This window comes from Clostridium isatidis (assembly GCF_002285495.1).
Classification (GTDB): Bacteria; Bacillota; Clostridia; order Clostridiales; family Clostridiaceae; genus Clostridium; species Clostridium isatidis.
Genome location: NZ_CP016786.1, coordinates 1332149 through 1357146, shown reverse-complemented (window position 1 = coordinate 1357146; position 24998 = coordinate 1332149). Strand labels below are relative to the sequence as shown.

The 24998-nt window shown below is 26.7% G+C and carries 23 protein-coding genes; all 23 read left to right on the top strand.

Features of this window, described 5'->3' with window-relative positions; all coding sequences use genetic code 11:
* The first annotated feature begins 7 nt into the window (after positions 1-7).
* The 23 genes from flgK to BEN51_RS06365 all read left to right on the top strand — a co-directional run bounded on the left by flgK (position 8) and on the right by BEN51_RS06365 (position 24825).
* Positions 8-1762, top strand: a complete 1755-nt coding sequence (gene flgK, locus BEN51_RS06475) for a flagellar hook-associated protein FlgK (protein ID WP_119865266.1) — start codon at positions 8-10, stop codon at positions 1760-1762.
* Positions 1763-1774: 12 nt separating this feature from the next.
* The gene (gene flgL / locus BEN51_RS06470) at positions 1775-2746 is read left to right on the top strand and encodes a flagellar hook-associated protein FlgL (RefSeq protein WP_119865265.1); all 972 of its coding nucleotides are present in this window, start codon (positions 1775-1777) and stop codon (positions 2744-2746) included.
* Between the two features lie 11 nt (positions 2747-2757).
* Positions 2758-3183, top strand: a complete 426-nt coding sequence (fliW, locus tag BEN51_RS06465; protein WP_119865264.1) for a flagellar assembly protein FliW — start codon at positions 2758-2760, stop codon at positions 3181-3183.
* Between the two features lie 123 nt (positions 3184-3306).
* On the top strand, positions 3307-3531 hold the full coding sequence (csrA, locus tag BEN51_RS06460; protein WP_119865263.1) for a carbon storage regulator CsrA: 225 nt from the start codon (positions 3307-3309) through the stop codon (positions 3529-3531).
* Between the two features lie 92 nt (positions 3532-3623).
* Positions 3624-3971, top strand: coding sequence for a flagellar protein FlaG (locus BEN51_RS06455; protein ID WP_119865262.1), 348 nt, complete (start codon positions 3624-3626; stop codon positions 3969-3971).
* A 14-nt stretch (positions 3972-3985) separates the two neighbouring features.
* Positions 3986-4282, top strand: a complete 297-nt coding sequence (locus tag BEN51_RS06450) for a hypothetical protein (RefSeq protein WP_119865261.1) — start codon at positions 3986-3988, stop codon at positions 4280-4282.
* Between the two features lie 12 nt (positions 4283-4294).
* Positions 4295-4681 carry a flagellar export chaperone FliS gene (gene fliS / locus BEN51_RS06445; protein ID WP_119865260.1) on the top strand — a complete coding sequence of 129 codons (387 nt, stop codon included), beginning with the start codon at positions 4295-4297 and terminating at the stop codon, positions 4679-4681.
* Positions 4682-4713: 32 nt separating this feature from the next.
* Positions 4714-6798, top strand: a complete 2085-nt coding sequence (fliD, locus tag BEN51_RS06440) for a flagellar filament capping protein FliD (RefSeq protein ID WP_119865259.1) — start codon at positions 4714-4716, stop codon at positions 6796-6798.
* A 4-nt stretch (positions 6799-6802) separates the two neighbouring features.
* Positions 6803-7135: a flagellar protein FliT gene (gene fliT, locus BEN51_RS06435; protein WP_119865258.1), complete on the top strand. Its 333-nt coding sequence runs from the start codon at positions 6803-6805 to the stop codon at positions 7133-7135.
* Positions 7136-7292: 157 nt separating this feature from the next.
* Positions 7293-8111 (top strand): flagellin N-terminal helical domain-containing protein, encoded by an 819-nt coding sequence (locus tag BEN51_RS06430; protein ID WP_119865257.1) that lies wholly within the window; start codon positions 7293-7295, stop codon positions 8109-8111.
* Positions 8112-8248: 137 nt separating this feature from the next.
* Positions 8249-9067, top strand: coding sequence for a flagellin N-terminal helical domain-containing protein (locus tag BEN51_RS06425; protein ID WP_119865256.1), 819 nt, complete (start codon positions 8249-8251; stop codon positions 9065-9067).
* Between the two features lie 121 nt (positions 9068-9188).
* Positions 9189-11405: a glycosyltransferase gene (locus BEN51_RS06420; protein WP_119865255.1), complete on the top strand. Its 2217-nt coding sequence runs from the start codon at positions 9189-9191 to the stop codon at positions 11403-11405.
* A gap of 24 nt (positions 11406-11429) precedes the next feature.
* Complete coding sequence (locus BEN51_RS06415; RefSeq protein ID WP_236906267.1) at positions 11430-12470, top strand: glycosyltransferase; 1041 nt, start codon at positions 11430-11432, stop codon at positions 12468-12470.
* A gap of 381 nt (positions 12471-12851) precedes the next feature.
* Positions 12852-14201 (top strand): Gfo/Idh/MocA family oxidoreductase, encoded by a 1350-nt coding sequence (locus BEN51_RS06410; RefSeq protein WP_119865253.1) that lies wholly within the window; start codon positions 12852-12854, stop codon positions 14199-14201.
* Positions 14202-14283: 82 nt separating this feature from the next.
* Positions 14284-15090, top strand: a complete 807-nt coding sequence (locus tag BEN51_RS06405; RefSeq protein WP_119865252.1) for a LicD family protein — start codon at positions 14284-14286, stop codon at positions 15088-15090.
* Positions 15091-15112: 22 nt separating this feature from the next.
* Positions 15113-16261 carry a glycosyltransferase gene (locus BEN51_RS06400; RefSeq protein WP_119865251.1) on the top strand — a complete coding sequence of 383 codons (1149 nt, stop codon included), beginning with the start codon at positions 15113-15115 and terminating at the stop codon, positions 16259-16261.
* A gap of 31 nt (positions 16262-16292) precedes the next feature.
* Positions 16293-17306 (top strand): polysaccharide biosynthesis protein, encoded by a 1014-nt coding sequence (locus BEN51_RS06395; protein WP_119866584.1) that lies wholly within the window; start codon positions 16293-16295, stop codon positions 17304-17306.
* The gene (locus BEN51_RS06390; protein WP_119865250.1) at positions 17294-18145 is read left to right on the top strand and encodes a sugar nucleotide-binding protein; all 852 of its coding nucleotides are present in this window, start codon (positions 17294-17296) and stop codon (positions 18143-18145) included. Before BEN51_RS06395 ends, BEN51_RS06390 begins: the two co-directional genes overlap by 13 nt.
* Before the next feature lie 13 nt (positions 18146-18158).
* Positions 18159-19283, top strand: coding sequence for a non-hydrolyzing UDP-N-acetylglucosamine 2-epimerase (wecB, locus tag BEN51_RS06385; RefSeq protein WP_119865249.1), 1125 nt, complete (start codon positions 18159-18161; stop codon positions 19281-19283).
* A gap of 56 nt (positions 19284-19339) precedes the next feature.
* Positions 19340-20587: a glycosyltransferase gene (locus BEN51_RS06380; protein WP_119865248.1), complete on the top strand. Its 1248-nt coding sequence runs from the start codon at positions 19340-19342 to the stop codon at positions 20585-20587.
* Positions 20584-21936, top strand: coding sequence for a glycosyltransferase (locus BEN51_RS06375; protein WP_119865247.1), 1353 nt, complete (start codon positions 20584-20586; stop codon positions 21934-21936). The genes BEN51_RS06380 and BEN51_RS06375 overlap by 4 nt, the downstream gene beginning before the upstream one ends.
* Before the next feature lie 272 nt (positions 21937-22208).
* Positions 22209-23306, top strand: a complete 1098-nt coding sequence (locus tag BEN51_RS06370; protein WP_119865246.1) for an FkbM family methyltransferase — start codon at positions 22209-22211, stop codon at positions 23304-23306.
* Between the two features lie 31 nt (positions 23307-23337).
* On the top strand, positions 23338-24825 hold the full coding sequence (locus tag BEN51_RS06365) for a hypothetical protein (RefSeq protein WP_119865245.1): 1488 nt from the start codon (positions 23338-23340) through the stop codon (positions 24823-24825).
* Positions 24826-24998: the final 173 nt, after the last annotated feature.

Sequence of the window (24998 nt, the reverse complement as noted above, 5' to 3'; positions counted from 1 at the left end):
GTAAAAAGTGTCAGGATTATTTTCAACATTTAATATAGCTAAAAGAGGAATGTCAGTTCAGCAAAAAAGTATTGATGTAACATCACATAATATTGCAAATGCCAATACTGTAGGATATTCAAGGCAAAGAGCTAATATTGTTACGTCAACACCTTATACTTCTGAAAGTGGAGTTGGTCAAATAGGTACTGGCGCACAAATAAGTACAATTGAAAGAATAAGAGATACATTTTTAGACTATCAAGTAAGAAATGAAACTTCTATTTTAGGAAAGTACCAAGTTAGAGAAAACTTTCTATATGAAGTAGAAAGTATACTTAATGAACCATCTGATACAGGTTTATCAAGTCTAATAGGAAGTTTTTTTGATGCTTTCCAAGAACTTTCTAAGCAGCCTAATAGTTCAAACTCAAGAACAGTGGTTGCACAAAAAACTTTAGCTTTAACAGATGCATTAAATTCAACTTATAGACAGTTAGAAGCCTTGCAGTTAAATGCACAAGATCAGTTAAGACATACAGTTACGAGTATTAATAGTCTTTTAAATCAATTAGATAGGGTAAATCAAGAAATAATTAATGTAACGGTATCTCGTAATACACCAAATGACTTAATGGATAAAAGAGACTTACTTATAGATGAGTTAAGCAGTAAATTTGGTATTGTAGTTGAAAGGGAAGAGTTTAACGGTATAAATTTAAAACCAACAGATACAGGAAAGGTAAAGTCAAATCTATTAGTTAATTCCAGTCCTAATGGAGATGTTGCTAGATTTTCTTATATAACTAGTGTGGATAAAGATGAAAGTGATCCTTCAGGTACAACATTTATAGTGACTTATTACAAAAATGGAGATATGAGCAGTGAAAGTAATAAGCAAACATTAAAAATTACAGGAATTAATGAGGCTAAAGCTGAAGAAATATTAAGTAAGAGAATTATTTGGTCCAATAAAGATGGGCAAGCTATAAGGGGAGACGGTCATCCAATAAAAGATGGAGATACTGTATCATTTGAACATCTTATGTTATTTGAACCATCTGCAGGTAGTGTCAATGGTCTATATTCAGTTCAAAAAGATATACAAGATTATATGAATCAACTCGATAAATTAGCCAAGGCAATAGCATTAGCGGTAAATGGTATTCATAGTGGAAAAGCAGATGCTTCTGAAGACACATTGCCTTTCTTTGTAAATAAAGATGTTGCTAAATATGATGCTTCGGGTAATCTTGACAATATTGGAGATACCTTATTAGCAGAAGAAAAAATTTCAGCTAAAAATATTACTATAAATGAGGAAATATTAAATGACGTAATGAAGATTAAGGCAGGTAAGACAGAGGATTCAGGTGAAGGAGATGGAACAAGGGCTTTAGCAATAGCACAACTAAGAAATGGAAAACTTAGAATTCAAGATATAAATGAATCAGTAAAAACTAGATTACAATTACTAGATGGAAACTTAAAAGAAGATGGACTTGGATTAATTAATTCTAAAGATGGTATGAGTTTAGATTCCTATTTTAAAGACACTATCGATAGGATAGGGGTTCAAACTCAAGAAGCAACAAGAATGGTAATAAATCAAGAAGATTTATTGTATAGTATTGAAGAAACTAGAGCATCAGTTTCAGGAGTTTCCTTAGATGAGGAAATGGCAAATTTAATTCAATTCCAACATGCTTATAATGCAAATGCAAAGATAATTGCAACAATAGATGAACTTTTAGAAGTTGTAATAAATGGATTAAGAAGATAGGAGGGGAATTAAATGAGAGTAACAAATTCAATGCTGAGTAAAAGCTTTTTAAGGGATTTAAATAGAAATCAAAATAATTTAAAAAAGATAAATAACCAGTTATCATCAGGTAAAGAAATAAGCAGACCTTCAGACAATCCTTATAAAGCAGCAAGAAGTATGCAGTTAAGCAGTGATATAAAAGCAGCTATTCAATATAATGAAAATATTAAAGATACTACAAACTGGCTAGATACAACAGATACAGCCCTTCAACAACTAGAAAAAAGTTTTCAAAGAATTAGGGAATTAATGGTTGCTGGAGGAAATGCTGCTTATGGTAGTGATGAGAAGAAAGCTATCAAAGATGAAATTAATGAAAAAGTGAATGAAATAGCTCAAATATTAAATACTAATTTTGATGGTAAATATATATTTGGTGGAACAAAGGTTAATAGTAAACCAGTGGCAGTACAGGCTGATGGGACAACAGGAAATAATAAATTATATTATTCTTCTTCCGATGGTACCATAATAGCAGATCCATCTACAAGTAATGAAATGGAAATGCTTGCTTCAGGTCTTATAGTTGAAATTTCGCAAGGTGTAACAATGAAGTATAATGTTAGTTCAACAGAAATTTTAGAATTTGGTGAGGGAGCAAATAAAGTAAATGTAATGAATTTATTAACAGACATTACGAATTCACTTGATTCAGAAGATTCTTCCGAAGTTACAGGAAATTTATTAAGTCAAATGGATTCTACTATATCCAATTTATTGAAGATTATGTCTGAGGTTGGAGCTAAACAAAATAGAATGGAAGCAGCAGCAACCCAAAATGAAGATCAAATCTTAAATTTAAAAGATGTATTATCAAAGACTGAAGATATTGATTTTGCTGAAAAAACTATAGAAGCATCAGTTGCGCAGACAGTATATATGGCATCACTTCAAGTTAGCGCAAGAATAATTCAACCAACACTTTTAGATTTCCTAAGATAGGAGTAGATAATATGGAAATAATATCACCAGTACATGGGAAAATGATATATGAAGAAAATGAAATTATATATTTTGAAAAGGGAATACCAGGTTTTGATGAACTAAAAAAATATATTATTAAAGAAGTTGATGAGGAGAGCCCTTTCAAAATAATGCAATCTGTCGAAGATGCAGAACTTGGATTTGTTATAATTTCACCTTTTGCTGTGAAAGAAGATTATGAGATAGAATTAAGTAATGAAATAATAGAAACTTTAAATATTAAAAATCAAAATGAAGTTTTACTTTATTCAATTGTAAAATTAGATAGCAAAGTAGAAAATATAACAGCAAACCTGAAAGCACCTTTGGTAATAAATATAAACGAAAAAAAAGGGCAACAATATATACTAGATAAAGAAAAATATAATATAAGAGAAAAAATTTTTACAAATTAACAGTTAACAATTAAAGAAAAGTTAAGCAAAGCTAAATATAAGAATATGTTTTAATAAAAATTTCTAGCATTCTTATCTAAATTGTCAACTGGGAATTATTAATTGTTAAAGCGGGGTGTTGGTTTGTTAGTTATAACTAGAAAAAAAGGTGAAACAATTTTAATAGGTGATAATATTGAAATATCTATATCAAAAATTGAAGACGGTAGTGTTAAATTAGCGATAGATGCACCTAAAGAAATGACTATCCTTAGAAAAGAATTATATGAAGAAGTTCAAAAAGAAAATAAAGAAGCAACGAAGATGAAGGTTAATATAGATATACTTAAAAATCTAGGTAAAAAATAATATAAAGTTTACCTAGAAACTCTTTATGAGTTTCATCCATAATTATAAATTATTCATTTTGAATTATGAATTGTAATTAAGGGGGTGCGAAAATGGATATAATGGTTAAAAGTCAAGGAGGACAAGTTAACCTAAATGTAGCAAAAGTAGCTGAAGTAAATCAATCTTCAGAAAACAGGGATGTAGCAAAGGATATTAATAGAGATAAAGATTTTAAGAAAGAAGATTTAGATAAAGCAATAAATAAGTTAAATGATTTATTAAAGGTGGAAAATACTTTTGTGGAATATTCAGTCCATAAAAAATTAGGTGATATTATGGTGAAAGTAATTAACAGAGATACAAAAGAAGTTATTATGGAATATCCACCAGAAAAAATATTAGACTTAGTTGCTAAGATGTGTGAAATGGCTGGTATAATCGTTGATAGTAAAGCTTAAAGTAGGTGAAAACTATGAATCTATATTTAAATAAAATTGATACGGATATAAGAAGAGAAGTATATGAAAAAACAAAAGATCATAAGGTTCATAGAAAGGCAAAAATCAAGATTTATAAAGATAGCGAAAAAAATAAAGATAAAAGCTTTAATGAATATATTAAAGAAGAAAAAGATAAGATAAAGAAACGAAAAAATAAAATTATAATTAAAGCTACTAAAACAAAAGAAAAAGAAGCAGAAATAATTTTAAATGCAGAAAAAGATTTTAATACTATAGAACATGGCGCTTTTATAGATATTAAAAAATAGGAGGAATAGAGAATGTATGGTAGTAATGCACTAAATGCATATAAAAATAATAGTGTGAATTTTGCTCCAAAGGAACAATTACTTTTAATGCTGGTAGATGGTGCAGTTAGATTCTCCAAAATGGCAAGACAAGCTTTGGAAGATAAGGATATTAAGGAAAGTCATAAGAACTTAATTAAAGTTCAAGATATATTTACTGAATTAATGATAACTTTAGATACAAGTGCAGGAGAATGGGCAAAACAACTTTATAGTGTATATGATTTTATAAAAAATAGATTGTTTGAAATAAATTTAAAGAAAGATCTAAAAATGATGGACGAGCTTATTCCTGTTATAGAAGAAGTTAGAAATACATGGCATGAAGCTTATGAAAGATCTAAGGGAATGAGAAGATAATATTTAAAAAACTAAAAACTGGAGGTGGCTAAATGAGAATAACTGGATTAGCAACAGGTTTAGATATAGATGAAGTAATAAAAGCATCTATGAAACCTTATAGGGTGAAAATTGATCAAAAGGGTCAACAAAAGGAAATATTAGAAATAAAGCAAAAACTTTATAGGGATGTTATAAAGGAAACTAGAGAACTTTATAATAAATACTTTGATATATTAAACGCTGATAGTTTATTATTAAATAAAAATTGGGCTACTACTAAATTTACGTCTTCAAGTAATAGTGTAATAATTACAGCTAGCGGAGAAGCAAAACCAGAAAATTATACTATTACTGGACATATAGCAAAGGCATCAAAAATTTCTGTTCCATCAAGTCAAATTATAGATAATAAAATTACTATTAATGGTATAGAATTTGAATTATCTGGTGGTACTGAAAAAGAGAAAGCTGCCAACTTAACTAATCAACTAAAAAAAGCTGGTATTAATGTAAAAGCAACTTATACTAATTTTGCAGGGGACAAAGATTCTAATGCAAGTGGATATATTTTAGAGTCTACAATTTTAGGAAAAGATAGTATTTTTACAGTTGGAGGAACTGCAAATACCAGTGCTCTTGAGGTAATTAATCCTAAAAAATATGCTGACCCAACAGCAGCTAAGATTACTGGATTTAAAGTTTCCGATTTCGAAGATGATGTAATAACTATAGTTATTAATGGGGATGAAGATAAAAAAATAACTTTAAATAGTAGTGATTTCAAGAATGAAGAAGGTAAAATTGATGAAGGTAAATTAGAAAAAGTTTTAAATGAAAAATTAAAAGGCTATAATTTGAAAGTTTCCATAGAGGAGAATGAAGAGGATAATGAAGAGGGGAATAAGATAATATTTGAAAGTACAACACTTGGAAATATTGACGAAATTAGTATAAGTGTGAATAATAAAATTAACGAAGATTTTATCCCTGGACTTGATAAAGTAAAGGCTGAAAAAACTTTTAATTTATCAGAAATTGAAAATAAGAAAATTACAATTAATGGTGTATTAATAGATTTATCTTTAAAAGGTGAAATGACTACTGTAGATTATTTGAATAAGGTCTCAAAGGATCAGAACTTAAATATAGTTGTTGAAGATAATGGGACACAATTAAGATTTATTTCAAATAATACTGGAGAGAAAGCTCAAATAGATATCCAATTATTAGAAGGGACCTATAAAATTTCTGAAGGTGGACAAGATGCAGAAATAGTATTTACTAACGGTAAAGGTGGTATTTACACTCATAAAGGAATATCTAATAATGTAACATTAGATGGAGTGACTTTTAAATTTACTGAAGAAATCCCAGAAAACGAAGATATAAAAATTACTGGGAAGACAGATGTTACGGAAATAAAAGATAAAATAGTAAAGTTTATTAATGATTATAATACTTTAATTGAAAAGCTAAATAAATTAACAACTGAAAAAAGAGATAGAAGTTTTATGCCTTTAACATCAGATCAGAAAAAAGAAATGTCAGAAAATGAAATTAAGCTTTGGAATGAAAGAGTAGAAAGAGGTCAGTTAAGTAGAGATTCAGATTTAACCAGAATTGTCAACAGCTTAAAAAATTCTATGAGAACCATAGTTGATGGATCAAATATTAATTTAGAAAAGATAGGAATAGTATCCGTTAAAGACTATCAAGGAACAAAAAATGGTACTTTTACAATAGATGAAAATACATTGATAAAAGCTTTAGAGGAAAATTCTGAAGAAGTAATGAATTTATTTGTTAAATCATCACCGAAAGATGAGTCTATGTCACCAAGCGATAAGTACAATAAAACTGGAATATTGAATAGAATAAAAGATGTTCTATATAATGAGACTATATCTTCAAATTCTAACTTTTTAAAGAAAGTAGGATATGAAGGAACTGTTACAGCTTATAATAATACTTTAACAAAATCTATTGAAGAATATGAAAGAAAAATGAAAGATATGGAAATTAATTTTGCTAAAAGGGAGCAAGCCTTATATTCAAAATATGCAACTCTAGAGACAATGATGAATAAATTAAATTCACAGCAAAGTTATTTGTTACAACAATTAGGAATGGTATAAAATTATGTTGGAAAATAAATTAGAAGAGTATAAAAAAATAACAGAATTTATAATCAAAAATATTAGTAATAAAGATGTTGACTTTAACTCTCTTATGGATAAAAGAGAAAAAATAATAACTGAGCTAATTGATGAAAAAAATACAAATTTAGAGCTAATAAAAGAAATATATATTTCTAAAGGCTTGTTAGATCTTGATAGAAAATTAAAAGTAACTATAGAAGAAGAACAAGCAAAAGTAAAAGAAGAAATTAGAAAAATTCATACAATTAGAAATGCGAATAAGGCTTATGAAAACAATAAAAAGATAAATAGTTTTTTTAATAGGAAAATATAAAAAAATTTAAAAAAGCTATAAAGTAAAATAAAATTATTCGATATATATAATATAAGGCTTAAGCAATAAACTCTATATAGAGAAACACTCTACATTGTAGAGCATTTTATATAAAAATAAGACAAGGATGTCAATAAAAATCAAGGAGGAATAGGAAATGATAATTAATCATAATATGAATGCATTAAATGCACATAGAAGTATGGGTGCAAATACAACAGCTGTAGGAAAGTCAATGGAAAAGTTAAGCTCAGGTTTAAGAATAAACAGAGCAGGAGATGACGCAGCAGGACTTTCAATATCTGAAAAGATGAGAGGACAAATCAGAGGATTAGAACAAGCTTCAAGAAACTCACAAGATGGTATTTCAATGCTACAAACAGCAGAAGGAGCTTTAAATGAAACTCACAATATTCTTCAAAGAATGAGAGAATTAGCAGTTCAAGCAGCTAACGATACAAACGTAACAGCTGATAGAGATGCTATTGCTGAAGAATTACATGCTTTAACTCAAGAAATTGATAGAATTAAAGATAATACAGAGTTCAATACTCAAGCAATATTTAAAGCTGCTACAACAGAAGTTACATTCCAAGTTGGAGCAAACTGCGGTCAACAAATAACTGTTACATTCTGCAACATGGGAGCAGCTTCATTAGGAGTAAATACAATTTCTACTCAAGTTGCTAATGCAACAGATGCAACAGCAGCAATTTCTACTATAAATGCTGCAATAACAAAGGTTTCAACAGAAAGATCAAAACTTGGAGCAGTTCAAAACAGATTAGAACATACAATAGCTAACTTAAATAATGCAGCTGAAAATTTAACAGCAGCAGAATCAAGAATTAGAGATGTTGATATGGCAAAAGAGATGATGACATTCTCTAAGAATAATATTCTTCAACAAGCTGCACAAGCTATGCTTGCACAAGCTAATCAACAACCACAAGGAGTTCTTCAATTATTAAGATAATTGTAGAATGATTTTGAAGTTAGTTAGAATAGTATATAGATTTACACGCTATTACATAGCGTAGTAAACTTAAATAAAATTTAACAAATTATAAAAATAAGACAAGGATGTCAATAAAAATCAAGGAGGAAAAGAAAATGATAATTAATCACAATATGAATGCATTAAATGCACATAGAAGTATGGGTGCAAATACAACAGCTGTAGGAAAGTCAATGGAAAAGTTAAGCTCAGGTTTAAGAATAAACAGAGCAGGAGATGACGCAGCAGGACTTTCAATATCTGAAAAGATGAGAGGACAAATCAGAGGATTAGAACAAGCTTCAAGAAACTCACAAGATGGTATTTCAATGCTACAAACAGCAGAAGGAGCTTTAAATGAAACTCACAATATTCTTCAAAGAATGAGAGAATTAGCAGTTCAAGCAGCTAACGATACAAACGTAACAGCTGATAGAGATGCTATTGCTGAAGAATTACATGCTTTAACTCAAGAAATTGATAGAATTAAGGATAATACAGAGTTCAATACTCAAGCAATATTTAAAGCTGCTACAACAGAAGTTACATTCCAAGTTGGAGCAAACTGCGGTCAACAAATAACTGTTACATTCTGCAACATGGGAGCAGCTTCATTAGGAATAAATACAATTTCAACTCAAGTTGCTAGTGCAGATTTAGCAACAGCAGCAATTTCTACTATAAATGCTGCAATAACAAAGGTTTCAACAGAAAGATCAAAACTTGGAGCAGTTCAAAACAGATTAGAACATACAATAGCTAACTTAAATAATGCAGCTGAAAATTTAACAGCAGCAGAATCAAGAATTAGAGATGTTGATATGGCAAAAGAGATGATGACATTCTCTAAGAATAATATTCTTCAACAAGCTGCACAAGCTATGCTTGCACAAGCTAATCAACAACCACAAGGAGTTCTTCAATTATTAAGATAATTAAAATTTTAATGATTATGAGAGTCAGATTTAATATCTGACTCTTTTTTAATGTTCTCTTATATTAAGTTTTTTCTAATGTTTTCGACAATAGAAATATAAGCAATAAAGGAGAGATAGTATGTTATTAAGTATTGCAATGATTGTAAAAAATGAAGAAAATAATTTACCAAGAGCATTAGAAGCTTTAATGGCATTAAAAAATAAAATAGATTACGAGATAATAATTGTAGATACAGGTAGTGAAGATAATACAATACATATTGCAAAGCAATATACCAATAAAGTTTTTAAAAAAGAGTGGACAGGAAACTTTTCCGAAATGAGAAATTATAGTATTAGTAAGTGCAAAGGAGAGTGGATTTTAGTTTTAGATGCTGATGAAGTTTTAGAAAATCCTAATGAGTTGATAAAGTTTTTTAAAGCAAAGGATGTTAAGAAGTTTAATTCAGCGACAATTAAATTCAAAAACATGATTACTAATAAAGAGAATGATTATTTAATTGGAACTTTAGTAAGGTTGTTTAGAAATAGGAAAGAATTTTATTATACAGGAAGGGTTCATGAACAACCTAAAATACTAGAGCCTACGAAATTAACCAATATAACTTTAATACATTATGGTTATTCAAGGGAATCCTTTAATCTCATGAATTACAAATATGAAAGAAACTTAAAGTTACTATTAGAAGATTTAAAAGAAGATAATAATAATCCATATACTTATTTTCAATTGGCTCAAACTTATGGAATGGCAAATATGCCTGATAAGGCTTATGAAAGTATAAGTAAAGCATTCGAACTAATTAAAGATGTAAAAGATAAAAGTAAATATTTATATATTTATCATCTGCTATCAATGTATTTAAACTCCATTGGGGAATATGAAAGGACTATAGAATTATGTAAAGAAGCCCTTAGCTATAGGAAAGAACATTTAGATTTTTATTATTTTATAGGAAAGGCTTATAGTTTATTAAATGATTACAAAAAAGCTGAATATTATTATGATGAATATTTTAAATTACATAAGAAGTTGGAAGAAGGATATATTGTTGAAGATATAAGTGTATCTAATATATCCTTTGCAAAGAAAAAAGAAATGTTAAAGGAAAGAATTGTTCTTGCATTTAAAAGTAAAGATTATGATTATATAATTAATAATTATTTACTATATAATGAAGATGATATTGAGGAAATATTATTATATGCTTTTATAAGAAAAGAGAAATATGATAAAGTATTTGCAATTTATAAGGATAAAGAAATATCTGATAAGAATATAAATAATATAATTTTTGTTTGTGATAAAGTTACTAAAGAAACTTTGAAAAATGATATATTGACAATATATGAAAACTTATTAGGTTTAGATAAAAGATTGGATAATTATATAAATTATATTTACAAAAATATAGATTTAAATAAAAAAGATATAGAATTCGATTGTTACTATTCATATAAGTCAAGAATATTGGCTAAATATATTTTAGAAGAGAAAAATTCTCTAGATATTATTAAAAATTTGAACAAAAATGATATGATTAGCTATTTAATTGATTTGAATAAAGATTATAGAGGAATAGATTTATTCTATCAATATTCAAAAGATAATTTTTTAAATAATAATCTTGAAGATTTGAGCTTTTTAAATATAATAGAAGATTTATTAATAAAAAGTAATAATATTGAAAAGGAAAATTATGATAGATTACTTTATAGGACTATTATAAATAAAATTAACTTTATAAAAAAAGTATATAATAATGAAGTTTTGAATAAATATTATAAAAAAATATGTAGTAAGGATGAAATATTCTTTATTGAATTATTTAATTTATTTAAGATATACTCTGTTGATACAGTTATGTACATAAGAAAATTAAGAAAAATGATAAAAGAATATCCAGAATATAAAGTGTTAATAGATTATCTGAAAGATAGCATTCAACTAGATAATATTAATTATAATTTAATATTTAATGAAAAAGAAAATCTTATAAATAATATACAGATCTTAATAGAAAATAATAGAATAAAGGAAGCGGAAGAAATATTAAAAGAACTATCAAATAGTTTTAAGTTTGATAGTAGAATTAATAATTTGTTAGGAGTAGTTCATTATATAAAGGGTGAATATGAGCAGGCATTAACTTATATAGGTCTTTCTAAAATATTTAATAATGATGATTTTGATGCTACATATAATTTAGCTTTAATATTACAAAATTTAAATAGAAATAAGGAAAGTTTATACTATTATAAGGAAGCTTTAATTTTATGCGGTGATGAAAATATAAAAAATGATATATTAGAAATTATTAAATTTCTGGAATAGAGGTATTTGATGATATCAATTTGCATGATTGTAAAAAATGAAAGTAAAGTATTAGAAAAATCCTTAGAAAGTATAAAAGATTATAATTTTGAAATTATTATCGTTGATACTGGATCTTCAGATAATACAAAAGAAATAGCTAGAAAATATACAGATAAAGTATATGATTTTAAATGGTGTAATGACTTTAGTCAGGCTAGAAATTTTTCTATTAGCAAAGCCGCTAATGATTTTGTTCTAGTTTTAGATGCAGATGAAGTTATTATAGATATTGACTTAAAAGAAATAGAAAAACTAATTAATAAAAATAGTGAAAAGGTTGGACGTATAATTATAAAAAATGAATATTATAGAGATGGCAATAAATTTACATATAAAGAATATGTAAATAGACTATTTAATAAAAATTTATTTATATACAAAGGTTTGATACATGAGCAAGTTACAACTCAAAATGGTAAACTGTTTAGAACTTATAATTTGCCTTTAGAAATTCATCATATAGGATATAATAATGAAGAAATAACTAGAAAAAATAAAATAATTAGGAATATTGAGATGCTTAAAGAAGCATTAAGAGAAAATTCTGAAGATCCTTATATTTATTATCAATTAGGGAAAAGTTATTATATGAATGATAACTTTAAGGAAGCGAAATATAATTTTGAAACAGCTTTAAGTTTTAATCTTGATACAAAATTTGAGTATGTGCAGGATTTAATTGAAACATATGGATACTCATTAATAAAATTAGAAGAATACAAAAATTCAATGAAATTACTAAATTTATATAATGAATATAAAAATTCTGCCGATTTCATATTTCTAATAGCATTAATATATATGAATAATGGATTTTTTAATGAAGCAATTATTGAATTTGAAAATGCAAAAAGAATAGAGATATGTAAAATGGATGGAGTAAATGATTATCTTGCTAATTATAATATTGGTGTAATTTTAGAATGTTTGGGAAATAAAGAAAAAGCAATTAAATATTATAAGATATGCAATAATTATGAAAATGCTTTAAGAAGAATAGAGTATCTTAATTCAAAAAAATAGTTCAATACTATATTTTATTTTTATAAAAAATAGGTAGAATAGTAGAAAACAAAATATAAATAAATTACATAATTTTAAATTATAAGATGAATTAGAAATCATAAAGGAACTGTTGTTGAAAGATTAAAATCATTAACGATAGTTCTTTTTATTATATGATTAATATGTTTTTTATCTTTAGAGTTTTTTGTGATTTTGTAGTAACATAATTTAAAGTATAATAATTTTACTTGAAATCATTGTGGAATAAATTATAGTTTTATTCTGTTTAATTATATAAATGTTATATAAAAATTTACGATAATAATAATATGTTGAGATTAATAATTATAAGTAGGTGAAATATTCTTTTTATTAATATAAGAAAGGAAATAGTTTTATATGAAAAAAGTAATTACTTATGGCTCCTTTGATCTATTTCATTATGGCCATTATAACTTGTTAAAAAGAGCAAAAGAATTAGGCGATTATCTTATTGTGGGAATTACAACTGAGCAGTATGATGAATATAGAGGGAAATTAAATGTGGTTGATTCGTTGATGGAAAGAATAGAGAATGTTAAAAAAACTGGATTTGCGGATGAAATAATTATAGAAGATCACGTTGGACAAAAGATAGAGGATATTCAAAAATATGATATAGATATTTTTACTGTGGGTTCAGATTGGAAAGGAAAATTTGATTTTTTAAAACAATATTGTGAAGTTGTATATTTAGAAAGAACTAAAGGTGTATCAAGCACAATGCTAAGGCAGAAAAATTATAAAATTGTCAAATTAGGAGTTATAGGAACTGGAAGAATTGCAAATAGATTTGTTGATGAAGTTAAATATGTAAGTGGAACTAACTTAGAGGGAGTTTATAATCCTAATATTAGTAGTGCGAAGAAATTTGCAGAAAAATTTGAGTTGAATTTTTATACTGATAAAATTGATGAATTTTTAGAAAACATTGATGCTGTATATATAGCTTCTCCACATAATACTCATTATGAATACATACTTAAAGCATTAAAAAACAATAAACATGTTCTTTGTGAGAAGCCACTTGTTTTAGATAGTAAACAAGCAGAAGAAGTTTATAGAATTGCTGCCCAAAATAACCTTGTCCTAATGGAAGCAATAAAAACAGCATATACCCCAGGTTTTATAAAGCTATTGTCAATAGCAAAGAGTGGAATTATTGGTGAGATAAAAGATGTAGAAGCAGGTTTTACAAAGTTAGTATCAGGTGATATTAGGGAACTAAAAGTAAATGAAAATGGTGGAAGTGTTACTGAACTGGCAAGTTATCCATTACTTGCAATAATAAAATTATTAGGTTTGAATTATACTGATTTAAGATTTGAAACTTTTATTAATTCAGATGGAATAGACTTATATACTAAAATATATTTAAAATATAGAAATTCTCTTGCTACTGCTAAAGTTGGATTAGGTGTTAAATCAGAAGGGGAGCTTATAATTTCAGGTACCAAGGGATATATTTATGTAGAAGCACCTTGGTGGAAAACAAAACATTTTGAGGTAAGATATGAAGATCATGAAAATAACGAGAAATTCTTCTATAAATTCGCAGGTGAAGGTCTTAGATATGAGTTAAGTAATTTTATTTCAATGATAAATGGAAATGATAAAAAGAAATATAGACTTACTGCGGAAGAATCGATTTCAATAGTAAAAATAATAGAAAATTTTATTAAAAGGAAAAATACAAATATTATAGAATAAGCTTTTAAAAAATCATTCAATTAATTTTTTGTAAATTTAAATTTATGAAGTGTTAGAGAGAAATTAGGTAAAGGTGAAACTTATGATAAGATTGCAAGATGAAGAACTTAAAAAGCTTCAGTCTATTCAGTTAGAAATGTTAATAGAGGTAGATAGAATATGTAAAAAGTGTAATATTAAATATAACATTATTGCTGGTACCCTTTTAGGAGCAGTACGGCATAAAGGTTATATTCCTTGGGATGATGATGCAGATGTTGCATTATTAAGATCAGAATATGAAAAGTTTAGAGAAGCATGTGAAACTGAACTTGATACTACTAGGTTTTATTTTCAAGATCATAGAAATACGACAGGCTACCGTTGGGGGTATGGAAAGCTTAGGAGAAAGGGAACTGTATTTTTGAGAGAACATCAAGAACATATGCCCTATGAACAGGGGATTTTTATTGATATTTTTCCTTTAGATGGAGTTCCTGATAATTATTTTTTTAGATATTTACATAATTTAGAGTGTACAATTATAAGAAAAATACTATGGTCAGCTGTTGGAAGAATAGCAGATAAAAATAAAGTAATACGTTTAATTTATAAAATTCTTTATAAAATTCCAGAAAAATTTGTATTTAATTATTATCATAACTTAATTAAAAGAAGTAATAAAAAAAATACCAAAATGGTAAGAATATTAATGTTTCCTACTCCTAATAAAAAATTCGGATATTATCGTAAATGGTATGAGGAAAGCGTGAATTATGAATTTGAAAATTATACGTTCAAGGGAATAAAAGATTATCATGAATACTTAAGTTTTAAGTTTGGAAATTATATGACCTTACCACCAGAGCACCAAAGGAAAACACATCCTGTTTCTGAAATTAAATTATAGAAATATTATATAAGGAGAAAATATGAAGAAAATAAAAGTGTTACAATTTCCATTAACCAATTCATGTAGTGGAGTTACTCAATATGTATTACAAAATTGGAAGTTTATAGACAAAAGTAAATTTCAATTTGATTTTGCAACCAGAAGTAAAGTTTTAGATTTTGCAGATGAAGTAATAGCTCAAGGATGTAAAATTCATTATCTATCATGTTCTTCTGAAGAGGATGAAACTCAATTTATTAAAGAGATAAATGAAATTTTAGATGAGGATTATGATGTGATACATTTACATACATCTTTTTGGAAGGGCTATTTAGTAGAAAAAATAGCAATGGAGAGAAAATGCCCTATTGTAATAATTCATTCTCACAGTACAATGATTGATATATTAGATGAAAAAAAAAGAGAAGAATACATAAAAATTCATAATTATTATAGAGAGAATTTACCTTTAGAATATGGAACACATTTTTGTGCTTGTTCTAAATTAGCAGCAGATTGGTTATTTGGGGAACAGATTCCAAGGGAAAAAATAAAGATATTAAAGAATGCTATTGATGTGGATAAATATAGTTTTTCGCAGAAAATTAGAGACGACTATCGTAGGAAATTAGGAATTGATGGAAACTTTGTATTGGGACATGTTGGCAGATTTGTTTATCAAAAAAATCATAAGATGCTAATAGAAATTTTTAAAGAAGTTCATAAAGAGCTTCCAAATTCAAAGTTAATTCTAGTAGGTATTGGACCTTTGGAAGATACTATTAGAAAACAAGTTAAAGACTATGGTCTGGAAAATGCAGTTATGTTTATGGGAAAACGTGATGATGTGCCAGAACTTATGCAAGCTATGGATGTTTTTTTATTACCTTCTCATTTTGAAGGTCTTGGCTTAGTTTTAATTGAAGCCCAAGCAGCAGGATTAAAATGTTTAACAAGTAAAAATATTCCTGGTGAGGCAAAAATAACTAAAGATATACAAATTCTATCAAATGATGTATATGAATGGGTAAATAGTATTATAAAGTTGAAAAATGGATACAAGCGTGAAAAAAACAAATGTTTAATTGAAGCTGCTGGTTATAATTTGAATGATCAGATTAAAATTATAGAGAAGCTATATTCTGGAGAAGATATCTCTAAATATTGTGATGATGCAAGATATGATTGAAATAAAGTCAAAAAGAAGGAGTGAAAATAATTTGTTTACTGATAAAACTTTATTGATTACAGGAGGAACCGGATCATTTGGAAATGCTGTACTTAAACTCTTTTTAAATACAGATATAAAAGAAATAAGAATTTTTTCTAGGGATGAAAAAAAACAATATGATATGAGAAAAAAATATAATAATACTAAAATTAAATTTTATTTAGGAGATGTAAGAGATTTACATAGTGTAAAATATGCAATGTGTGGTGTTGATTATATCTTTCATGCTGCCGCATTAAAACAGGTACCATCATGCGAATTTTTTCCAATGGAAGCCGTTAAAACAAATATTATAGGAACAGAAAATGTATTAACAGCAGCTATAGAAGAAGGTGTAAAGAAAGTCGTATGTCTTTCTACCGATAAAGCTGCCTACCCTATTAATGCAATGGGAATAAGTAAAGCAATGATGGAACGTATATTTATTGCAAAATCACGTACTATAGATAAAACAATAATTTGTGGGACTAGATATGGAAATGTTATGGGTTCAAGAGGATCTGTAATTCCTTTATTCATTCAACAGATAAAACAAGGAAAACCAATTACAGTTACTAATCCTAACATGACGCGTTTTTTAATGAGTCTTGATGATGCAGTTAAGCTTGTTATGTATGCTTTTGAAAATGCCAATGCTGGGGATATAATGGTTCAAAAAGCACCTGCTTGCACCATTGGAACATTGGCCCAAGCAGTAAAAGAAATTTTTAATGCAGATAATGAAATAAAATATATTGGTACTAGGCATGGCGAAAAACTATATGAAACATTACTTACAAAAGAAGAAGCAATGAATACAATTGATTTAGGGGATTTTTATAGGATTCCTGCAGATAATAGAGATTTGAATTATACAAAGTATTTTGACGTAGGAAATGTTGAGGAACCAGAAATTAAGGAATTTAACTCTCAAAACACAAAATTATTAAATTTAGAGGAAGTAAAAAGAAAACTTTTAGAACTAGATTTTGTACAGAAGGAGTTAGAAGAATGGAAATATTAATTTTAGGAGCAGGTGGAATGGCTGGCCATCTTATGAGTATTTATCTACAAGAAAAGGGACATAATGTTGTTGGATTTTCTAGAAAGCCATTAGATTATTGTGAAAACATAATAGGTGATGCTTTACAAAAAGATGTTATAAAAGAAGCAGTTACATACAAGAAATTTGATGTTGTGATTAATTGTTTAGGTGTTTTAAATAAGAATGTTGATAACAATATTTCTGAAGGAATTTTTATTAATAGTTATTTGCCACATTATATTGTTGATTGTTTAAGTAAAACTGATACAAAATTTATACATCTTAGTACAGATTGTGTTTTTTCAGGAAAAGATGGTGAATATAATGAAGATAGTTTTAAAGACAGTGATACACTCTATGGAAGGACAAAATCGTTAGGCGAAATTAATGATTTGAAAAATTTAACGATAAGGACATCAATAATTGGTCCTGATATGAAAGAAGAAGGAGTAGGATTATTAAATTGGTTCTTAAAACAAAATGGACCAGTAAAAGGGTTTAACTCTGTGATTTGGACAGGAGTTTCAACAATTACATTAGCTCAAGCTATTGAGGCCGCTATAGAACAGAATATAACTGGACTTTATAATCTTGTTAATAACCAAAAAATTAGTAAATATGAATTGTTAAATTTATTTAATAATTATATAAAAAGGGAAAAGATTGAAATAATAAAGGATGATACAATACACTGTAATAAATCTTTGATAAATAATAGAAAAGATTTTAATTTTGTTGTTCCATCATATGAAGAAATGTTATTGGATACTAGTAGATGGATTGTTGATCATAAGGAATTGTATAAACATTATTTTTAGGAGGATATGAGTATTGAAAAAATTAAGATTAATGACAATAGTAGGAACTCGACCTGAAATTATTAGACTTTCTGAATTTATAAAGAAGGCAGATAAGCATTTTGAACATATATTTGTACATACAGGACAAAATTATGATTATAATTTAAATGAAATTTTTTATAATGATTTAAAATTACGAAAACCTGACTATTATTTAAATGTTGTAGGAAAAAATTTAGGCGAAACAATGGGAAATATTATTTTTAAGTCCTATGAATTAATGACAGAGTTAAAGCCAGACGCTTTATTAATATTAGGAGATACAAATTCTGCATTATCTTCTATTTCTGCTAAAAGATTAAAAATACCAATATTTCATATGGAAGCTGGTAATCGCTGTTTTGATGAAAATTTGCCTGAAGAAATTAATCGTAGAATTGTAGACCATATTTCAGATGTAAATCTTCCATATACTGAACATGCAAGACGTTATCTTTTATCCGAAGGAGTAAGAAAAGAGCATATTTTTGTTACTGGGTCTCCAATAACAGAAGTGCTATATTCAAATATGAATAAAATTAATAGTAGTGAAATATTAGAAAAATTAACTTTAAAAAAGAAAGAATATATTCTACTTTCTTCACATAGAGAAGAAAATATAGATATTGAAAAAAATTTTTTAAGTCTAATGAATTCTATAAATGCTATGGCTGAAAAGTATAATATGCCTGTTATATATTCTGTTCATCCACGTAGTGCTGCTTTAATTAAAAAGAGAAAATTTGAATTTCATCCTCTTGTAAAAAAACTTGAGCCATTTTCTTTTACAGATTATAATTTTCTTCAAAAGAATGCTTTTTGTGTAGTATCGGATAGTGGTACTCTTCCTGAAGAGGCTGCTATTTTGAAATTCCCTGCAGTAAGTATAAGAACTTCAACTGAAAGACCAGAATCTTTAGAAAGAGGTTGTTTTATTATGGGGGGAATTACGGAAGAGCAATTATTACAAGCTGTAGAAATAGCTACAGATATGGCTAAAAATGAGAATTATGGTTCGAATGTATCCGATTATTTAGAGAAAGATGTATCTTCAACTGTAATTAAAATTATTCAAAGTTATACTAGAATTATAGATAAAAATATTTGGAGAAAATAATCTATTAGCAAAATATTATTAAATATTAGTCATATATTCTTGAGAGGAGAAAGGATATGAATATAATTCAGGTTAGTAATACTGATTTGCCTGGACGTAAGTTTAATGGTCATGATTTACAACTCTCTTTGAATAAATTAGGACATACAACACACCAATTAGTTTTGGAAAAGCTTGGAAAAGAAGAATCTACAGTTAAGATATGTGATAATAATGAATTATTTGTTAGAAGTATTTTAAGAAAATTAGAGTATCAATTAAGTATGGCTAATTTAATTTATCCATTTGGTAAAAAAATTGTTGAAAATAATTTATTTATGAATGCAGATATTGTACATTATCATTTAATTCATAATCATTTTATATCAATCTTAGATTTTCCTAAATTAATAAATCTAAAACCATCCGTTTGGACGATTCATGATCCTTGGGTTATTACAGGGCATTGCATTCATCCGCTTGAATGCATGAAATGGAAAAATGGATGTATGAATTGTCCTAAATTATCGGATGCAGTTTATCCAATGCAATTTGATAAAGCTGGTGAATTATGGTCTATAAAGAAAGAAATTTATAAAAAAATTGATATGGACATAGTTGTTCCATCTAAATTTATGGCGGATTATATAAAAAACAGTCCATTAACAGCTCATTTTAACAATTTGCATATAATTCCATTTGGAATTGATACTGATTGCTTTAAAAAATATAATAAGCAAAAATCTAGAAAGTATTTTAATATTCCTAATGAGAATTTTGTTATTGCTTTTCGTGCTGAAGATAATGAAATAAAAGGAACAAAGTATGTAATAGAAATGTTAAATAAATTAAATTCTAGCATTCCTATCACCGTTATTACCTTAGGTTCTTACTCCTTACCTAAAGATTTATTTAAGAGGTATAATATAATTGAATTAGGATGGCAAAATGATAATGATGTTATATATTCTTTTTATGCTGCTTCTGATATTTTTATAATGCCTTCATTAGCAGAAACTTTTGGCTTGATGTCAATTGAAGCTATGGCATCGGGATGTCCTGTAATAGTTTTTGAAAATACGGTATTACCTGAGATTACATTTGCTCCTGAATGTGGAATAGCAGTGCCATATAAGGATAGTGATTCCATAGTAAAGGTAGTAGAAAGATTAATAAAAAATCCAAATGAGTGTAGGGCAAGAGGCGAGAAAGGAAAAGAAATTGTTAAAAAGTATTACAATTATCAAGAATATGTAAATAAGCACATAAATCTTTATAAAGAAATTTTAATAAGAAGAAATGTATTGAAAGGAAAATTTTTATGAATAAACCATTAGTTTCAATTATTATTCCTGTATATAATGGAGCAAATTACTTAAAAGATGCTATTGATAGTGCATTAGCTCAAACATATCCAAATATTGAGGTGCTTGTTATTAATGATGGTTCAAATGATAATGGGTTGACAGAAAATATAGCTTTATCTTATGGAGATAAAATAAGATACTTTTATAAAGAAAATGGTGGAGTTGCTAGTGCCCTTAATTTAGCAATTAAAAATATGAAGGGTGAATACTTCTCTTGGTTATCACATGATGATATGTATTATCCAAATAAAATTGAAAGACAAATACAAGAGCTATATAAAAATGGAGATCTTAAATCTATTGTTTATAGTGCATATGATTTGTTGGATGTCAATTCTCAAGTTATAACACATGTATTTTTAAAAAGTACTTATTCAGAAGAAAAATTAACTAACTCAGTCTTTCCGGTATTACAAGGATTAGTTAGTGGTTGTAGTTTGCTTATACATAAAAGTCATTTTGAAAGAATTGGACTTTTTAATACTGATTTAATTACTACCCAGGATTATGATTTATGGTTTAGAATGTTCAGATGGCAAAAAATAATTTATATAAATGAACCTTTGATTATAGTAAGAATACATAATGATCAAGGCAGTAAAACAATTTCATGCCATAATGAAGAACGTTGTAGATTGCATATAGGTTTTTTAGAAACTTTAACTGAAGATGAAATGATTTCAATGTATGGAAGTCCCTATAATTTTTATAATAGAATGTGTTGTTATTTTAAAGGAGGAAAAATGGAGGAAGCATATAGATATGCTAATAAAAAACTTCAAGAAGCAGATATTCCTAGTGATATTTCTGAGAAAATTTTATTACTTAAAAAGTATATTCAAAAAATATCTAATGATAAAGCCGATAAATTGTGTATTTTCTGTGCAGGAGAATATGGAACTAGATTATACCATGAATTAAAATCAAGATTAATCAATGTGGATTATTTTTCAGATAATAATTCTAAAAAATGGGGCTATCTTTTTGAGAATATATATTGTATTTCTCCAAAAGAACTTGAAAGGGATAAAGAACATACTTTGGTAATAGTAGCTACACGCACTCCTGATGGAATAGTAAATCAATTATTAAGTAATGGCTTTCCATATGTAATTACAAAGCAAGAATTGGATAAGATTTTAATTGATATACCACCAATTAAATGGATTAGTTCACTTGAAAGTATTGAAAACCTAGATTATTCTTCTAAAGATATATTATCATTAATTAATAGGTTTAATGAAACAATCTTTGATTTATGTAAATATTATGAAGATAGGTTAAAAGATTTTATATTAAAAAAATAATATAAATGATGATTATATTTAAAATTGATGTTTTATTTATTTAAGTACTTTTCATATACTGGTATTATTATTCATTATATCTTGATATTAATGAAATTATAGAGAAATCAAATGAAATTTTTAATAGGAAATAATAGGTTTTAGATATAAATTTAAATTGTGTAATATTTTCCTTAAGAATTTCTTGTTAAATACAGAGATTTATGGAGTGAGTATTTAGATAAGAAAAGATTATAAATATGTTAAATGAATTAAAGAAAGGAAAATAAAAGATGATAATCGATTATAAGTTGGATGAAATATTTTTAAAAGCTAAAAAAGTATATAATAGTTTAGCTGATGAAAAATCAAAAAAAATATTTTCATTAAGAATTTTGTATAACTTAACTGGTGATTATGATTACTTATTTGATATGATTGAACTTTTATCTGAATTCGATACAAATGAAGTTTATAAATTAAGAAAATTTTATCACATGATTAAGAAAATTAAAGAGGAAAATAAATCTAGTAAACTTATTATTTATGGAGCAGGAAGACAAGGTAATTATTTATTTGATATTTTTAGGAACATAGATTGGCACTGCTTTTGTGATAAGGATATGCAAAAGCAAAAAAATAATTTTTGTGGATTAAAAGTAATATCACCAGAGGAATTAATTGATAAAAATAAAAATGATTTTGTTATTATAGGCATAAAAAATAACTCTAAGGAAGTGTACAATGAATTAATTTCAAAAGGATTTCCTGATAAGCATATTATTAATTATGAGATAAATTTTGATTTGAAAATTTTATTTGAGAAACAATATTTTGATGATACATTTATTTTACCTGAAGAAAACGAAATTTTTATTGATGCAGGTAGTTTTAATTGTGATACATCATTATTATTTAAAAAATGGTGTAATGAAAATTATAAAAAAATATATGCATTTGAACCAGATTATTTAAATTATTTAAACTGCAAGGATGTTATTAAGGAACGAAAAATTGACAGAATAGAACTTTATAACTATGGCTTATGGAGTGAAAATGATACTCTTTATTTTAATAAAGAAGGAAATAGTAGTTCTTCAATTTCAGAAGAAGGTTGTGAAAAAATTCATGTTGTTAGTTTAGATAATATATTATCAGAAGAAAAAATATCTTTTATAAAAATGGATATTGAAGGGGCTGAACTTCAAGGATTAAAAGGTGCAAAAAATATAATAGTAAAAAATAGACCTAAACTTGCAATTTGTATTTATCATAAACCAGAAGATATATTAGAAATTCCTTTATATTTACAAAGTATAGTGCCTGATTATAAGTTTTATATTAGACATTATAGTAATCATGATATTGAAACTGTTTTATACGCTGTATAGCTAATTAATTAATATTGAAAGTGGGATTATTATGTTTTTGAAAACAAAAAAGAGAATTTTAGACTTAATAGATACTGTATTAGAAATGTTAGAGGTTTTACATAAATTGCAATCTCCTTTAGATGCTGTTTTAGATTGTGAAGCTGCTGTTAATGCAATTTTGCATCAATTAGATAAAGAAGATGAGTACCCTAAAAAAACAGTGATGCAATTACAAAGTATTCATGTATTTTTTAAAGAATTTTTAAAGGATTATACTTTAATAAATGAGTTATCTGTCAAAGAATTAACAGATAAAGTATTATTGTTAAAAGAAATATTAAAGGAAGAAGTTAAAGAAGAATTGAATATAGTTTTTTTCCCATATAAAGCATCTATGTGGGATAGTCTTTCTAGTGTATATGAAGCTGCTAAAAAAGATAAAAATTGTGTTGTGCATGTTGTACCGATACCATATTATGAACTTTCGGGAGATAAAGATAGGCTTGTTTACGAAGGAGATAGATTTCCTAATGATGTAGAAATAACCTATTTTAAGGATTATAATCTTGAAGTTGAGCAACCAGATATTATATTTGTTCATAATATTTATGATAATTATAATACACTAACACGTGTTCATGAATATTATTTTACAACTAATTTAAAAAAATATACAGATATGCTAGTTTATATTCCTTATCATATTTCATCATTCATACTTCCGAAAAAAGGAGAAATGCGTTTAGCATATTCGTTACCTTCTATAGATAATGTAGATAAAATTATTGTTGCAAATGAATTTTTAAGAGAAGCTGCGATATTGGATGGTGTTCCGAAGGAAAAAGTTATTGCTCTTGGATCACCCAAAATTGATGCAATGGTTAAATCTCTTAAGGAAGATGTTGCTTATCCTGAGGGATGGAAAGAAAAAATTGATGGGAAGAGGGTTTATTTGTTAAATACTGGATGTATGTTTTTTGCTATTGATCCATTTTTATCAGTAACAGTATTATCAAATATTTTAAATATTTCAAATATGGATAAAGATAGTGTAGTAATTTGGAGACCACATCCCCTTACTAAAGTTTCTATTTTAAAATATACTCCAGGCTTAGCAAAATATTATATTGATTTAACAGAAAAGTATATTAAAAGTGAAATGGGAATGTATAATAATATAATTTTAGATGAAACTGATGATTACTTGCCAGCGTTAAAAGCTGCGGATGTATTAATTTCAAGCGATGGATCATTACTTAGATCATATTTATTAACAGAAAAAAAAGTTATATTTTTAGATAAAACTTTACCAAATAATTCATTAGTGCCATCTAACGCATTTTATTATTTTTATAATCAGGATGAACCATGGTATGAATTAGTAAAGAAATTTGCCAAAGGCTATGATCCTCTTGCTGTTAATCGAAAGGGAATAGCATCAAAAGTATATGCCAATATTGATGGGACTTGTGGAGAAAAAGTATACCAAGAAATAAAAAGAAGTGTTTTAAATCCTAAAAGCAAAGGAATTGTTTAGTTATAATAAAGTGAAATTAAATATGTTTTGCTTTATATAAATTTAGTGAAAAAGTGTCATATGCAAAGAGCATTAAATTAATATATTGAAGAATTAATAATATTATATTTGTGATAAGAATAGAAAATTTAATATTAATAAGATAATGAAAAAAAGTTACTAAAAGTATACAT

Excerpts from the sequence above, each read along its gene's own strand:
- BEN51_RS06420 (WP_119865255.1), top strand. The coding sequence starts at position 9,189 with ATGTTATTAAGTATTGCAATGATTGTAAAAAATGAAGAAAATAATTTA.
- BEN51_RS06450 (WP_119865261.1), top strand. The coding sequence starts at position 3,986 with ATGAATCTATATTTAAATAAAATTGATACGGATATAAGAAGAGAAGTA.
- BEN51_RS06380 (WP_119865248.1), top strand. The coding sequence starts at position 19,340 with ATGAATATAATTCAGGTTAGTAATACTGATTTGCCTGGACGTAAGTTT.
- BEN51_RS06430 (WP_119865257.1), top strand. The coding sequence starts at position 7,293 with ATGATAATTAATCATAATATGAATGCATTAAATGCACATAGAAGTATG.
- BEN51_RS06375 (WP_119865247.1), top strand. The coding sequence starts at position 20,584 with ATGAATAAACCATTAGTTTCAATTATTATTCCTGTATATAATGGAGCA.
- BEN51_RS06365 (WP_119865245.1), top strand. The coding sequence starts at position 23,338 with ATGTTTTTGAAAACAAAAAAGAGAATTTTAGACTTAATAGATACTGTA.
- BEN51_RS06390 (WP_119865250.1), top strand. The coding sequence starts at position 17,294 with ATGGAAATATTAATTTTAGGAGCAGGTGGAATGGCTGGCCATCTTATG.
- BEN51_RS06455 (WP_119865262.1), top strand. The coding sequence starts at position 3,624 with ATGGATATAATGGTTAAAAGTCAAGGAGGACAAGTTAACCTAAATGTA.
- BEN51_RS06400 (WP_119865251.1), top strand. The coding sequence starts at position 15,113 with ATGAAGAAAATAAAAGTGTTACAATTTCCATTAACCAATTCATGTAGT.
- fliW (WP_119865264.1), top strand. The coding sequence starts at position 2,758 with ATGGAAATAATATCACCAGTACATGGGAAAATGATATATGAAGAAAAT.
- BEN51_RS06410 (WP_119865253.1), top strand. The coding sequence starts at position 12,852 with ATGAAAAAAGTAATTACTTATGGCTCCTTTGATCTATTTCATTATGGC.
- fliS (WP_119865260.1), top strand. The coding sequence starts at position 4,295 with ATGTATGGTAGTAATGCACTAAATGCATATAAAAATAATAGTGTGAAT.
- fliD (WP_119865259.1), top strand. The coding sequence starts at position 4,714 with ATGAGAATAACTGGATTAGCAACAGGTTTAGATATAGATGAAGTAATA.
- BEN51_RS06415 (WP_236906267.1), top strand. The coding sequence starts at position 11,430 with ATGATTGTAAAAAATGAAAGTAAAGTATTAGAAAAATCCTTAGAAAGT.
- fliT (WP_119865258.1), top strand. The coding sequence starts at position 6,803 with ATGTTGGAAAATAAATTAGAAGAGTATAAAAAAATAACAGAATTTATA.
- flgL (WP_119865265.1), top strand. The coding sequence starts at position 1,775 with ATGAGAGTAACAAATTCAATGCTGAGTAAAAGCTTTTTAAGGGATTTA.
- BEN51_RS06405 (WP_119865252.1), top strand. The coding sequence starts at position 14,284 with ATGATAAGATTGCAAGATGAAGAACTTAAAAAGCTTCAGTCTATTCAG.
- BEN51_RS06425 (WP_119865256.1), top strand. The coding sequence starts at position 8,249 with ATGATAATTAATCACAATATGAATGCATTAAATGCACATAGAAGTATG.
- BEN51_RS06370 (WP_119865246.1), top strand. The coding sequence starts at position 22,209 with ATGATAATCGATTATAAGTTGGATGAAATATTTTTAAAAGCTAAAAAA.